The organism is Streptomyces sp. NPDC015532 (assembly GCF_043078065.1).
Classification (GTDB): Bacteria; Actinomycetota; Actinomycetes; order Streptomycetales; family Streptomycetaceae; genus Streptomyces.
Genome location: NZ_JBIBSY010000002.1, coordinates 610639 through 623847 on the forward strand (window position 1 = coordinate 610639; position 13209 = coordinate 623847).

14 protein-coding genes and 1 pseudogene are annotated in these 13209 nt (G+C 69.1%); 6 read left to right on the top strand and 9 right to left on the bottom strand.

What is annotated here, in order from left to right; translation table 11 throughout:
* Positions 1-219: 219 nt before the first annotated feature.
* Positions 220-558 (bottom strand): annotated as a pseudogene (locus ACF07B_RS09305) (transposase); the annotation flags it as partial.
* On the opposite strand from ACF07B_RS09305, the gene ACF07B_RS09310 reads away from it, so the two are divergent.
* Positions 557-1855, top strand: coding sequence for a hypothetical protein (locus ACF07B_RS09310; protein ID WP_392178399.1), 1299 nt, complete (start codon positions 557-559; stop codon positions 1853-1855). The pseudogene ACF07B_RS09305 and the gene ACF07B_RS09310 sit on opposite strands and share 2 nt — an antisense overlap.
* A 106-nt stretch (positions 1856-1961) precedes the next feature.
* Positions 1962-2933 (top strand): hypothetical protein, encoded by a 972-nt coding sequence (locus tag ACF07B_RS09315; protein WP_392178400.1) that lies wholly within the window; start codon positions 1962-1964, stop codon positions 2931-2933.
* Positions 2934-3158: 225 nt separating this feature from the next.
* Here ACF07B_RS09315 and ACF07B_RS09320 read toward each other — a convergent pair whose 3' ends face one another.
* On the bottom strand, positions 3159-3755 hold the full coding sequence (locus tag ACF07B_RS09320) for an NADPH-dependent F420 reductase (RefSeq protein ID WP_392178401.1): 597 nt from the start codon (positions 3753-3755) through the stop codon (positions 3159-3161).
* 42 nt (positions 3756-3797) lie between these two features.
* The gene (locus ACF07B_RS09325) at positions 3798-4616 is read right to left on the bottom strand and encodes an inositol monophosphatase family protein (RefSeq protein ID WP_392178402.1); all 819 of its coding nucleotides are present in this window, start codon (positions 4614-4616) and stop codon (positions 3798-3800) included.
* Positions 4617-4754: 138 nt separating this feature from the next.
* Between ACF07B_RS09325 and ACF07B_RS09330 the strand changes: the two genes are divergently transcribed.
* Positions 4755-5660, top strand: a complete 906-nt coding sequence (locus ACF07B_RS09330) for a LysR family transcriptional regulator (RefSeq protein WP_392178403.1) — start codon at positions 4755-4757, stop codon at positions 5658-5660.
* A gap of 201 nt (positions 5661-5861) precedes the next feature.
* Here ACF07B_RS09330 and ACF07B_RS09335 read toward each other — a convergent pair whose 3' ends face one another.
* Positions 5862-7121 carry an FtsX-like permease family protein gene (locus tag ACF07B_RS09335; RefSeq protein WP_392178404.1) on the bottom strand — a complete coding sequence of 420 codons (1260 nt, stop codon included), beginning with the start codon at positions 7119-7121 and terminating at the stop codon, positions 5862-5864.
* Positions 7122-7236: 115 nt separating this feature from the next.
* Here ACF07B_RS09335 and ACF07B_RS09340 point away from each other — a divergent pair, with 115 nt between their 5' ends.
* On the top strand, positions 7237-7746 hold the full coding sequence (locus ACF07B_RS09340; protein WP_392178405.1) for a hypothetical protein: 510 nt from the start codon (positions 7237-7239) through the stop codon (positions 7744-7746).
* A 52-nt stretch (positions 7747-7798) separates the two neighbouring features.
* Here the strand turns inward: ACF07B_RS09340 and ACF07B_RS09345 are convergent, their stop codons facing one another.
* Entirely contained in the window at positions 7799-8335 is a 537-nt protein-coding gene (locus tag ACF07B_RS09345; RefSeq protein WP_392178406.1) for a DUF4240 domain-containing protein, read from the bottom strand.
* A 343-nt stretch (positions 8336-8678) separates the two neighbouring features.
* On the opposite strand from ACF07B_RS09345, the gene ACF07B_RS09350 reads away from it, so the two are divergent.
* Positions 8679-9341 (top strand): Type 1 glutamine amidotransferase-like domain-containing protein, encoded by a 663-nt coding sequence (locus tag ACF07B_RS09350; RefSeq protein WP_392178407.1) that lies wholly within the window; start codon positions 8679-8681, stop codon positions 9339-9341.
* Positions 9342-9596: 255 nt separating this feature from the next.
* Here ACF07B_RS09350 and ACF07B_RS09355 read toward each other — a convergent pair whose 3' ends face one another.
* From ACF07B_RS09355 to ACF07B_RS09370, 4 genes are all read right to left on the bottom strand, one after another.
* The gene (locus ACF07B_RS09355; protein ID WP_392178408.1) at positions 9597-9995 is read right to left on the bottom strand and encodes a DUF5958 family protein; all 399 of its coding nucleotides are present in this window, start codon (positions 9993-9995) and stop codon (positions 9597-9599) included.
* A gap of 45 nt (positions 9996-10040) precedes the next feature.
* A complete protein-coding gene (locus ACF07B_RS09360) occupies positions 10041-10493 on the bottom strand; it encodes a hypothetical protein (RefSeq protein WP_392178409.1) in 453 nt (150 codons plus the stop codon).
* Between the two features lie 321 nt (positions 10494-10814).
* Positions 10815-11288 (bottom strand): nuclear transport factor 2 family protein, encoded by a 474-nt coding sequence (locus ACF07B_RS09365; protein WP_392178410.1) that lies wholly within the window; start codon positions 11286-11288, stop codon positions 10815-10817.
* 272 nt (positions 11289-11560) lie between these two features.
* On the bottom strand, positions 11561-12460 hold the full coding sequence (locus ACF07B_RS09370) for an alpha/beta fold hydrolase (RefSeq protein WP_392178411.1): 900 nt from the start codon (positions 12458-12460) through the stop codon (positions 11561-11563).
* A gap of 57 nt (positions 12461-12517) precedes the next feature.
* Between ACF07B_RS09370 and ACF07B_RS09375 the strand changes: the two genes are divergently transcribed.
* Positions 12518-13126 carry a TetR/AcrR family transcriptional regulator gene (locus ACF07B_RS09375; RefSeq protein ID WP_392178412.1) on the top strand — a complete coding sequence of 203 codons (609 nt, stop codon included), beginning with the start codon at positions 12518-12520 and terminating at the stop codon, positions 13124-13126.
* The last annotated feature ends 83 nt before the right edge of the window (positions 13127-13209 follow it).

A 13209-nucleotide genomic window follows, 5' to 3' on the forward strand; every position in this document is an offset into this window, starting at 1 on the left:
GGGGCCGGCCCCCCGCGGCCGCCCGCCCCCCCCCCCGGGGGGGCGGCCGGACGCGTCTGCCGGAACCGAACATCGTTGGCGGCTGCGTGGGCTCGCTCGATAAGGCCAAGGTCTGCTTCGATCCGAACGGCGACAAGATCTACGTCTACGACGGCGACGCCGACGGCGCCCCTGTGGAGGAGCTCCAGCACCTTGGCCCGCGATGAAGTCCTGCCGGCTCGCGGCTGTGTCCAGGACTCCAAGGAGGAGCCCGACGGTGTCGATGGCGATGCTCTGTTTACGGCCCACGATCTTCCTGCCCCCGCGTCGATACCCTGCCCGTTGGCGGGGACGGTGGGTGGAGATCTTGATGCTCTGGGAGTCGATGACGTAGGCGGTTGGTGCGTCCTCGCGGCCTTCGGCCGACAGCCGATGTTCGCTCCTCCCTAAGGCGTCGACGGTCGTCCGGTGGCCGGAGAACACGAGAGCGGGAACCGTAGCGGCTTGACCGCAGCCACGTAGTGACATGTCATCAACTCCGGCAAGCAGCTCACCTGTACAGCTGGAAAGGGACGTCATGGAGATCTACGCCTACTGGCTTGACGGTGAGCATCTGCGGTTGTCCGAGTGGGAACCGCAGGATCCTTCGCTGTCCGTCATGCTGAAGATCCAGGCTCTGCTGGGACACACGGTGGTGCTGAGCGACGTCCAGCTCATCGACAGCCCTGTGGTGCAGACGCTGTTCGAGACCGATGACTTCAGATCCTTCGTGCGCGGCTGCCCCGAGTTCCTGCGCTGCACGACTGGCGCCCCATCCGGGAGCGACCCGTTCACACTGGTCACCGCCGGGTTGCGGCGCGCCCTGGAGCCCGGCTGGCTCTCCTCGTCGTTCGACTCCGCTGAGCCCCTGGTCCGCCTGTCAGAAGCGGTCTTGGAACGAGGGGACGCCAATCCGGGGCCTCTGTTCGCCCGAGGCACCGCCCTGGGAACGCTGTACGAGGAAGGCAGCCCGTTACGGCAAAGGCTCCAGGCCGTGGCATGGACGCTGCACCACTTCTCCCGCGAAGCCGGGGTGCCACTGGGCACCAGCACGATGGCCCGCCCCATCTCCTACAGCGACGTACTCAAGGAAGTAGCGGAGCTGCCGGGCCTCCCCGGCCACGACTACGCCCCGGTGGAACGCACGCTCGCCTACCTGGAGGGCCACCTGGGAGAGTCGGAGCGTCACCGCCGAGCTCTGCTCGCCGCCCACCTCGACGCGACGAACCCACCGCACAGGACCGCGATCTGGAACACCGCGACCCAGGCGTGGAACGCGGCGGTGCAGCGTACGCTCGGCACCGACGGGGCATCCCCGCGGTCCTTGCCCGAAGCGGCCGACGTAGGGCTGTACCTCGGGAGTCCCACGGACGCTCTGTTCGAGCGATCGGACCCCGTATCGACAGCGCCCGACGACCACGGCCTGGCCTCGCATCACCTGGCAGCGGTCGGAGCACTGAGCTGGCAGGACATGGGGAAGATCCTCCTGGACGACGCCGTGACCCGCCGGCGCAACGAGTATCAGACGGCGCTGCGGGCCGCGGACGCGGCGGCGGCCGACGACGCACTCGCCGCATTGCTACGGGCTGTCAGGAAGAAGCTCCCAGCCTCCGCGCACGGATCCGGGCACCTCGGCTGGGCCGCTGTCGAAGCCGGGCTGGCAGGAGCCGGGCTGGCCATCGGCGCGGCAGACACCTTCGGGTTCGCCGCACCCGCCCTGGCCTTCGGACTGGCGGCCGAGCGGCTGCTCAGGGGCGGCCGCCAGCGGTCGCATATCGTCAACACGTTGATGAAGGCGGGCAGACGAGGCTCCTGGACACAACACGGCACCCCATGAACCGGCGGGAGGCTCAAGCGGAATGGACAGCTACGACAAGCCGGAGTTCCTTCCCCCGACCCTTTTGAGCACGCCCTTCACCCACGCCGCAGCGGGTCCAGTCGGCATGCGAAGTGCGAAGACCGTCATCGACGGGGCGGTCGACCTGTGCGACTCCCTGCTCACCTGCGACCTGGGCCGGCCACCGTCGGTCACCGTCCGGCACAACGGAACGGTCCGCTGGTCCGAGGACCCGCTCACGGCGCGCGGGAAGGCCGAATGGCGCAGGCGGCATGCAGGCGAGCGCAGTGACCCCAAGGTGGCGGTACACCGCCTGCGAACCGGAGCCCGAGGACAGGCCGAGATCGAGGTGGCACAGACCGACTGGGGCCAGGTGCAAGGAGCGCAGGCCGGCTTCCTGGCCCTGCACGGCGACTCCCGAGGGCGCACCTCGTTCCTGTCCTCACTGCTCAGCGGCGGTGCTGCTCCCGTGCCCAACATCGCCACGGTGCACGGGGTCATCGAGACCGCGGACAACATGATCCTGGTGAACCGGCGCAGCCACCTCGTGAAGTACTACCCCCTCACCTGGAGTTGCTCGTTCGAGGAGGGCATGGAGCCGGGCGACGTCGTCGAGGCCGGCTCCAACGCCTTCCAACGGGCCGCGGACAGGGGCATCACCGAGGAGTTCGGCCTGAAAGGCGGCCGGGACGGACTCACGGTGCTGGGGCTGCTGGGGCTGCTGGGCGACACGGCGGCGATGAGTGTCGCCGCCGTGGTGCACTGCCGGGTTCCTGTTCCGGCGGAGAGGCTGCGCCCCGGACCGAAGGACGCCCAAGCCCCCGATGCCTGGGAGCACACCAGGTACACCCTGCTACCCGCGTCCCCCGAAACGCTGGCGGGAGTGCTGCTGGGCGTGGCACGCACGCGGGGCGCCACCAGCCCGGACCGGCCCGATACCGGGCGGAGCCACGAGTCCCCTTCCTGGCATCCGACCTCCCGGTACCGGCTGCTGCTCACCATGCTCTTCCGCTTCGGCAGGGCACGGACGGCTGCGGCCCTGGCGCAGGCAGCCTTGCTCCAGCACAGGGCCCCGTGACGCCGGGGGGTCCGCTCCTCAATATCGCCAACGGATGTGGGCGGAATCGGTTCGCTGGGCCATCAGCCCCGGCGAGACCGTCAGGCGTGACTTCGTTCAGTCGGCGCGCGCAGGACGTTGGAACATTCGTGCTGGGCGCTGGTCCAGACGCCCGGAGTCACTGAGATCCAATGCACCTCGCGCGGGTCTCCACCTGAGGGTTGGGGCGGGCGAGTTGGGTGCGGATCAGCGGGCGATCGAGATCGCGAAGGGTGTGAATCCGCTGGAGCGGATCACGTGCGGTACGAACAGGATCGCGGCCTCCGTGGCGCGGGCGGTCTGGATCCCGCCGAGGTCGGTGATCCACTCCTTGCGCCAGCCGAGGTCGATGAGCAGTTCGCGGACGGTCTGCTTGGCCTGCGGGTCCTCGCCGGAGAGGAAGACATCGGGCGCCTGGGTGAGCGTGGCCGGCGCGGTCATCACCGGGAAGAGCATGGTGTTGAGCGTCTTGACGACGCGCGTTTCGGGGAGCGCTTCCTGGAGTTGCTCGGCGAGGCTGGAGCCGGGGTAGACCAGGTCGGCGGGCAGTCCGTCGGGACCGTCGACGGTGGCGTTGGCGACGTCGACGAGGATCTTGCCGCGCAGTTCCTCGCGCAGGGCGGCGAGCCGTTCCAGGGAGCCGGCGCCCGGGGTGGCGTTGATGACGATCCGGGCTGTCCGGGCGGCGTCGGCGGCGGCGCCCGGAGCGCGGTCCGCCACGGTCACCTCATGCCCTGCCCGGGTGAGGGCTGTGGCCAGGTTGCCGCCGACGCGGCCGTTTCCGAGAACTGCGATCGTGGTCATGGTGATCTGGTCCCTTCCGTGCGTACAGGTTGTGGTGTGGGGTCAGCGCGAGAGCGTGGCGACGGCCTCGGCGTGGATGCCGGGCGCGGCGGCGAGGAAGCTCTCGCTCTGCGGGGTCCAGGGGCGGCCCTCGGCGTCGGAGATCCGCCCACCGGCCTCGGTGACGAGCAGCGCCCCGGGCAGCAGGTCCGCGCGGGCGCCGGAATACTGCCAGAAGGCGTCGATCCGGCCGGCGGCCACGTTCGCCAGGTGCAGGGTCGCGGGTACGGCGGTGCGGACGACGAGTGCGTCGAGGAGCATGGCGGTGATCGAGGAGCCGACACGCCGTACGACCTTCTCGTCCTCGTCCGGGCGGGCCTGGCTGGTGGCAACGATGCCCAGAGCGAGGTCCGCGGTGTGGGAGACGCGCAGCGGCCGGCCGTCGAGGTGGGCGCCCGCACCGGTGAGCGCGGTGTAGGTCTCGCCGGTCAACGGCAGGTGGACCACGGTGAGCACCGGCCGGTTCTCGCGCACGAGGGTGGCGGTCACCGCCCACTCGGGCAGGGCGTGCAGGTGGTTGACGTTGCCTTCGGCCGGATCCACGACCCACCATTCGCCGGACGGCAGCGCCCCGCCGTCCAGCTCGTCCTCCACCCAGCCGGCGTCCGGGCGCAGGCGCGTGAGCTGGGGGCGCAGGATGTCGAGGGCCGTGTCGTCGTTGGCGGCGAGCGCGTGCATCAGCTCGTCGCGGGTCTGGTAGCGGACGACCTCGCCGAAGCGCTCGCGCAGCGCGGAACCGGCCGCGCGGACGGCGATGGCGGTCTGGCCGAGCAGGTCGGCGTCGGAGGCGGCGAGGTCAGTGGTCTGAAGCGTTTCGGACATGGTGGTACTCCCGTGCGAGGAGGGGTGTTTGAGGCTGGTCCGGCTGGGCTGTGCGTTCCGTCTTGCGCTCTCGTCTCGAAGGTATCCAGCCCATGGATTAACTTCAAATGCATGTAAAGCACGGCTAGGATTACTCGCATGCAATTGGATTTGAACCTGCTCACCGCGCTCGACGCGCTGCTGGAGGAGGGGAGTGTGACCGGGGCGGCCGCCCGCCTGCATGTCACCGCCCCCGCGATGAGCCGGAGTCTGGGCCGGATCCGGAGCACGACCGGGGATCAGATCCTGGTGCGCACGGGGCGCACGATGACGCCGACGCCGTACGCGATCGCCGTCCGGGAGCAGGTGCACGAGCTGCTGCAGCAGGTCCAGGGGGTACTGGCACCGAGCCGTGAACTCGATCTGGCCACGTTGGAGCGCACGTTCACCCTCCGCTGGCACGATTCCCTGGTCGCCCTGAGCGGCCCCACCCTGCTCGCGGCCGTGCGCGGACAGGCGCCAGGCGTGCGGTTGCGCTTCGTCGCGGAGTCGAGCATCGACACCCCCGAGTTGCGGCGCGGCGAGGTCGACCTGGAGGCGAACGCCAACCGTCCGAGCGCACCGGACATCCGTGCCGAGAACGTGGGCGAGACCCGCCTCGTCATCGTCGTGAGGCAAGGGCACCCCCTCACCCGCGCCAGGACCGTCACCGCAGAGAGGTACGCCGCCGCCGAGCACGTCACCGTCTCGCGACGGGGGAACCTCAGCAACGCACTCGACGACGCCCTCGCCCAGCTCAACCTCACCCGCCGCGTGGTGGCGACCGCGCCCACGGAAGCGGCCGCGCTGGAGTTCGCGCGCGGCTCCGACCTCCTGGTCAGCGTCCCCGAGGCCACCACGCGGTCAGCGGTCGCCGACCTCGGTCTGGCCGTCCTCCCCCTGCCGCTCGAACTGCCGTCGGCACCGGTGTACCTGTCGTGGCATCAGCGCTACGACACCGACCCCGCCCATGCCTGGCTGCGCGGCCTGGCCCGAACCGCGCTGGCCACACGCGCAACGTCGTGATCGACGCCGTCCGACCGCTTCACCCCTGCGTCCACAAGGCCACGCGACCACACGACCAGCTTGATGCCGCACGGCCGTCCATTCGATGGCTCGCTCGCCAACAGCCCCTGACGGCCCGCCCAGTTCCGCGCCGACGCCCTCCGAACCCGGGGCCCTACGAGCTTCTCGCGCAGAGCCGTAGAGCCCCTGTGAAGAAACTCGTCATGCGGTTTCGGCGTTGAGGACCGGCCCCGCGGGCTTGCGGGTGTGGGCCCATGCGGGGAGCGCGGTCACCATCGCGACGGCCAGCAGGATGGCGAGCGCGGTGGTGAGCAGCCACGGCCCCGGGGGTGTGACCTGCGTGCCGAAGAGCCAGTACAGGCCGAGCCCGACCGGCATACCCGCCGCCACTCCGGGCACGGCGGGCAGGAGCTGTGCGACACAGAGTGCCGCGACGACCTGGCCGGGGGTGGCACCGAGGGTACGGGCGATGGACAGGGCGCGCCGGGCCTGCACCGCTGTGCTCCAGCCGAGGAGCACGGTGTTGAGCGTGGACAGTGCCACCAGCGCGACGGTGACGGCAAGCAGTACCTGGCCGGTCTGGTCGGTCCGCATCGCTCCGGGGCCGAACCGATCGGAGGCGTGGACCGTGTCGAGATCGGCGTGGAAGGTGAGCATCGCGGTGACCATGACGGTGGTGGCGGCCGTTCCGGCGGAGGCCAGGACGGCGCGGCCGGGCCGGCGGGCGAGCAGCCGGATGCCGAGCGGCAGCGACGTGGGCAGATACGCCGTCATCACGTTCAGACGCGGGTGGTGCGTGAGCAAGTACGCCGGGTCGGCCAGGGCGTGGACCGTGCTGGTGCGGACGGTGCGCACGGCGGGGCCGAGCGCACCGGTCAGCGCGACCAGGACGGCGAGGAAGACCGCTGCGAAGACGGTGCCGGAGTCCGGAGGGCTGACGGTGTCGAGCAGCGCGGCGCTGGGATCGACCAGGTGAGGGGCGGCCAGAGTCCCGGCGGTCAGTCCCAGCGCGGTGGCCAGGACGGTCAGCGTCAGGTACTGCGCCAGCAGTACGGCGGTGACGGTGCCGGGGCAGGCGCCGACGGCCTTGAGCAGTCCGGCACGGCGGTTGTCGCGTGTGGCGCGTGCGGTGGCGAACGCGGCGAGGGTGACGATGGCGGCCACGGCGAGCAGCCAGCCGCCGATGACCAGGGCGGGCTGAGTTTGCTTGATCATGTTCGCGTCCGTCTCGACGACGTCCCGCCAGGTGCGCGTGGTGACCCAGGGGTCGTCCTGGTGGTCGGGGGTGAACACGCCGTCGAGCCATCGGAGGGGCGCGGTGGGGTCGGTCAGTTTCAGATGGATCAGGTAGACATTGGGAGTGTCTCCGGCTGCCGCGCGAGCGTCTGCGGCGGTCAGCCAGATCCTGCCGCCCTTGTCGGACGGCCCGGGTCCTTGGGCCCAGTCGCTCCAGGGATACACCGGGGTGGCCGCGCTGATCGCGGTCCCGGTGACCGGGTAGGTGCGCCCGGTGATGGTGACATGGTCGCCGACGCGGCTGCTCGACCGGGAGCACTCTGAAGGGAATCATGGACGGGTGACGTCGACCGAAGCGGCAGCAATCGCTCTACAGGACCATGCCGTCCTCTGGAGCGTGGGGGAAATCCGCGCGAGCGAGGTCGTCGACGCCGCCTGTGATGCGCTCGTCGCCGGACTCGACACCGCCGGCCTTCGCATCCTCGCCGCGTGCACGCGCGCCGAGGCGGACTACGACGTCCACGACTTGCTTCCCATAGCACTCGCCGAACTCGGCCTCACCTTCTGTCCGGTCGCCGGCGAGGCCGGCCAGGAAGCCGCCGCCCGAGCCCTCGCACGCCGCATGCTCGCCGGCGCCTTCACGCCTCGGGAGTTCACCTTCCGGCTTCATCAGCGCTACGGACATGAACTGCCCCTGACTGAGCGGCTGGCCGAACTCGACGACGAGTACGACATCCTCGAATGCGGCGACAGAACCGTGGCCCAGGTCGATGCCGAGGTCACGGCCGAAGCCCGCCGCCTCGCGACCCGCCCCACGGTTTTCGCCGAACCCACGGACACGCTCAGCTGATGGAGTCTCCCCCTCCGCTGTTCGACCTCGCCGTGTGAAGGCGAGCTTCGGTTCACTCCGGATAGAGAGCTGCCAAGCGGGGCAGTCTTCGTGTCATCTCGCTGTGGTCGTCGAAAGCGACGTTCCAGGCGGGGTCCAGCTCCGGGTATCGGATGGTGAACGCGTCGTGAGGAAGTTGTTCACCGGTCGCAGCGAGGTGCGCGTTCCAGACGATGCTCAGCGTCTCCTCGCATGCGAGATCGAGTCCGTCGACCGCTGACGCCCGCACGATGGGCAGTTCTGCCAGGGCATCGGGGTCAGCGACGGTGCGCTCGAAGGCCTCGCGTCCCTGCGCGATCAACCAGCCACGGAAGTAGTCGAAGCCGTCGTCGGAGCATCCACCGTTGATCATGTAGGCAGCGGCCCACAGAGGGTTCGTGTAGGACTCTGCCATCAGGCCCCACAGCACCTGCTCAGCGGCGACGATCTCCTCGGGCGGGTGCGTGGCCAGCTGTGAGGTTGCCCGGCGGGCGACATCTTCGCCGTCGTTCGGGTCGGACGCCTGATGGCGGGCTGCCTCGATGAGCTCCCAGAACTGCTGCTTGTTCATGGCGGCAGAGCATGCCACCTGGTACTGACATCGGGCCGGTCCATGACGTCCGTGCCCCGCATTCAAGAGGCCATGGTCGCCACGCTCGGACAAACCTGGATGCCCGATACATCGGCGACAGCCTCGCCCACGACAGCCGGGGCCCGGGATCCGGGCGGGATTTCTCCGTGGTGCCGGCTGCGCCTGACGTCGTGACTGACTGTCTTGTCAGGTGGAGCAGTCGAGCCCGGCCACCTGAGAGATCTGAGGGACCTCTGAAGAGGTTGCCCGAACGGCGATGAGTTCCAGCAAGGTCCCGGGTCTTCAGGTATATCCACCTTCCGCGCGCGATTTTGGAGGCACCTTGAAGCTCTTGCTCACGTCAGGCGGCGTCACGAACCCAAGCATCCACTCGGCGCTCGTGCAGCTTCTCGGCAAGCCGATCGCCGAGTGCCACGCCCTCTGCGTCCCGACAGCACAGTGGGGTCACCCGATGTGCGGTCCGGCATCCGTGCGGGGCTTCGTAGCCGCCGAGCCCAGGTGGCAGCACTTGTCCGGCCTGGGCTGGGCGTCGCTCGGTGTCCTTGAGCTCACCGCACTGCCCACCATCGGCGCCGAGCGATACGTCCCCTGGATCCGGGAGGCCGACGTGCTCCTGGTCGACGGCGGCGACGCGACCTATCTGTGCCACTGGATGCGGGAGTCCGGGCTGGCCGATCTGCTGCCTTCGCTGCCCGACACGGTCTGGGTGGGAGTGAGCGCCGGAAGCATGGTGATGACGCCCCGGATCGGGGCGTACTTCGTCGAGTGGCCGTCCGCACCGGACGACCGCACCCTGGGAGTCGTCGACTTCTCGATCTTCCCGCATCTGGACGCCTTCCCGCAGAACACCCTGGCCGACGCGGAGCGGTGGGCCGCCGACATCGGCGTCCCGGCCTACGCCATCGACGAACAGACGGCCATCAAGGTCGTCGACGGCTCCGTCGAGGTGGTCTCCGAAGGGCAATGGACCAAGTTCGGGTCATAGTCGCCCGGCATCCGAGACGTCGCGTCGTTCCGCGAGACCCCCGCAACGCGCCGCGACCTCGGTGACTGCTGCGCCGACGGCCACCTCCATGACCGCGTGATCGCCTGCTCGAACCGAACCCGACGTCCGACCGCCGAGGACTCAAGCCGCGCTGCCCGGTCTGGAGTGCTGGTGACTCCATGCCGCTGCCGGTCCGTCGGGCTACGTACGCCCCTGAAGAGGGAGCCCAGCCGGGCCCTGATGCCGACGGAGGGATCAGGGCGCGGCGGAAAGCCTGTGCCACCAGTGACCACACCCGTTCGAACAGGAGCGTTCACGGCGTCGCCCGTCGGCGATCCCGAGCACCGCCACCAGGAGCCGGAACGCCTTTCGGCGTTCGTCGAGGGGAGTCAGAGAGGCGATCTTCCCCAGTTGTTCGTCGATCCGACCACGTGTGATCAGCACTGCTGGCGTATGCGTGGAGCGCAGCCCCGCCCGACGGATGGCCTCCGGTCCGTCCTCGGCGACGGTGCGTGCCTGGACACAGTGGTGGCGCAGAAACAGCAGCGCCTCGGACTGCTCCTCCGGGCCGAGTGCGTCGAACCATGCGATGCCCTGTGACATCGGGCGGAGCCCCTGGGCAAGTTCGTTGAGTATGACGTCGCGTTCGGTCACGTCTGTCTCCAGTCGGGCAAGCGGCGCTTCGCCGTGGAGGCGGGGTCAGTGGAACCAGAGAACGAGTCGCACATGGTCGGCGCCATGGAGTCCGCCGAGTGTCCGCATCACGCTCCAGACCGGCCCCCAGTGGGTTTTGTCTCCGGCGACCGATTCCCGGCTTCGCGTGCCGGAGCCGTCTGTTTCCTGCCAGTCGGCCGAGGCGAGCTCGGCCCACGTGATCCATGTCGTGCCGTAGGTGTCACGAGATCCGCCGTACGCGGCGTACTCGGTCTGGAGCTCCTCGGACGCGTCGCTCGGAAAGCCGCGGTCTTCGGCCAGAGGGCGGAAGTCGACGTAGTTCCGGATGCCGAAGAGGCAGGCGAGGGCGTCGTAGGTGTTGCGGTCGTTGAGTAGAAAGAGGTCGATGGCGGCGTGCCACCCGGAGTCCTCGTCGTCCGGGCCCCAGAGGCGGGCACCTGGCCGACACTCGATCATCCCGCTGAATTCGGTAGACATGCAGGCATGCTGCCCGCACGGCCCATGAGTCGGCACCTGCTTTTCCTTCGTCAGACCAGAGCCTCGTGGTCCAGCGACCCGCAAGTTCTTCCAGTTCGGCGGAGCCGGCGTTGGCCAATGCCCGAGTCAACCGCTGGGGCAGAGCGAACACCTCAACGCCATCGCAGAACGACCAGCCCGTCCAAGGATGTTGGCCCGTGGCCTCGGTCAGCCGGTGAGCCATGGCGCTGCGGGCGGCTGGCTTTGCATCTCAGTGCGGAAGTCGTCTCGAGGTAACTGCGGGAATCACCTTCTGACCGAGTCCGCACACGCTCGCGTCGCTCAGTTCTCGGCTGCTGCTTCGAGCCGCTCAGTCGGTCCTGCGAAGGCGAGACACAAGGACCGAGAGCTGAGGAGCCAACGGCCTTCGACCTTGCAGAACGAGTCCTCGTAGTGGCCGACCTGCGTCGGGGCCCGCGGCGGAACGAAACCACCTGTGTGTCCGTCAACGCGGTAGGTCGTGAAGTATGTGGTCGCGGTGGCTGTCACCTCGGATGTGACGGTGACCAGGATGTTCGTGCATATCCGGCGAGAGAGCCGGTCCGCAGGCCGGCCAGCGAAATACGACCGAAGCGCATCACGGCCCTGAATCCGGCGGTCGCCTTCCACCCACTCCCAAAAGCCGGTATCCGTAAACAGATCGGCCACGTCGCTCGGGTTACCGAGATCGAGCTTGTGCACGAACTCGACGATGAGGCGTTCACAAGCACGCTCGGCAAGCAGACGGTCTGTGGGATCCAGCGCTTCAGTAGCCATCCCCATGTCGTATCAGGATGATCAAGGACACCGCGACAGCTTTTCCGCCCCACGAGTTCGCAACAGGAGTAGGGGCGGGCCTTCTTGAGGTGTCGCCAGCAGATGAGGCTGCATGCCAGGGAGACGAAGGCGTCCTGGAGTTCGAGGCGTCGTTCCTATCGGGTGGCGAGGCGTTTGACCTGGTGGAGGAGGGCGAAGGCCTGCTCGGCGACGTAGCGGAGTTGGTGAAGCTCCGCCTGTCGTTCGCGAAGGTCAGCCGTGTGGCGTGCCTGCTACCGGTTGGCCGTGAGGAAGTCCTCCAGGATCTCGGCAAACCGCGCCGGCTGCTCCTCGGCGGGGTAGTGGCCGCAGTCGTCGAGGACGACCTCCGTGACGTCGTCGGCCGCCAGCCGCATCGTCTGGGCGACATTCGCGCCGCTCCACAGCGCGCCGCCGACGGCGAGCACCGGCAGCGTCAGCCGGGTCTTGCTGCGCTGCTCGTTCTGCGCGATCGTCTCGTCCAGCGCGCGGTAGTACGCGAAGCTCGCCCGCAGCGCGCGAGGGTCGGCGGCGATCGCGTCGACGTAGACGTCGACGGCGTACGCGGGGATCGCGTCCGGAGTAGCTGCCTTGGTGGTGAACTGCCAGCCGAAGAAGAGTCGCTCCCGTCCCCGGACCAGTTCCTCGTTGAGGTCGGTGAGCCGGTTGAAGCCGAACTGCCAGAGCTTCAGGTTGACCGCGGCCGGGCCGAAGAACGGCGGGGACGGTGTGAGACCGGGGATCACTGCTTCGAGGATGGCGAGCCGGCCCACCCGCTCGGGGTGATCGGCGGCGAGGGCGTATCCGGTCCACGTACCGATGTCGTGGCCGACCACGTCGAACCGGTCGTGCCCGAGCGCGGCCATCAACGCGACCAGATCGGCGGCCAGCGTGCCGGCGTCGTACCCGTCGTCGGGCTTGTAGGAGAGCCCGGCCCCGCGCGAGTCGACGGCGACGACGGTGTGCCGTCGGGCGAGCGCGGGCATCACCTCCCGCCAGGCGTACCAGGTCTGGGGCCACCCGCCGATCAGCAGCAGCGCGGGGCCGTCCCCACCGGTGACCGCGTGCAGCCGCAGTCCGTTCACCTCCACGAACCGGCTGGTGAAGACGTCAAGGAATCCGTCAGGCAGCCGCAGCGAACTCAGGCTTGTCATGTTGGCGACCCTACACATCTTTGAACGATCGGTACAAGATGTGTAGACTGACGGACCATGGCAGGCCGCAAGCAATTCGACGTGGACGAGGCGCTCCGACGTGCGATGCACGTCTTCTGGCGCTGGGGTTATTCGGAGGCCTCGATCGATCGTCTGACGGAGGGCACGGGCCTGGGCCGGGGCTCGCTCTACGGCGCCTTCGGCGACAAGAGCGCCCTCTTCCGCAAAAGCCTCCAACGGTACGCGCAGACCTACCACCCGCTGTACGAGCAGGCACTGTCCGGCCCTCACCCGAGCCCGAGCGCCGTTGTGGCCGCCTTCCTGCAGGTCGCCCTGAACCGCATCGCCGACCCGACGGTCCCGGACGGCTGCCTGCTCACGGTGTCGGCAACGCAGTTCCCGGCCCTCGACGCGGAGGGCCGGGCGATGGTCCGCGCCATGATCGACGGTTTGCGGGCGAGGCTGGAGCAGGCGCTGCTGGCGGCGGGGGCCGGCGAGCAGGAGGCGGCAGAGCTGGCGTTGTGCACGCTGGCGACGAACAAATCTCTGGCGGTGCTGAGCCGCGTGGGCTTCTCGGGCGAAGACCTGGCAACCGTCGCGGCAGCCGCCGCCAAGAATGCCAAGGCTCTGCCGCATCGACCGGCCGAACCGTCGGGGCCGCGATAGGCGGGAACGGCTCCGTCGCCGGCGGGATGCCGTCGACGAGGGCGGGAGTCTGCGTGATGTCGTTGGTGTACGCCGGCCGATGG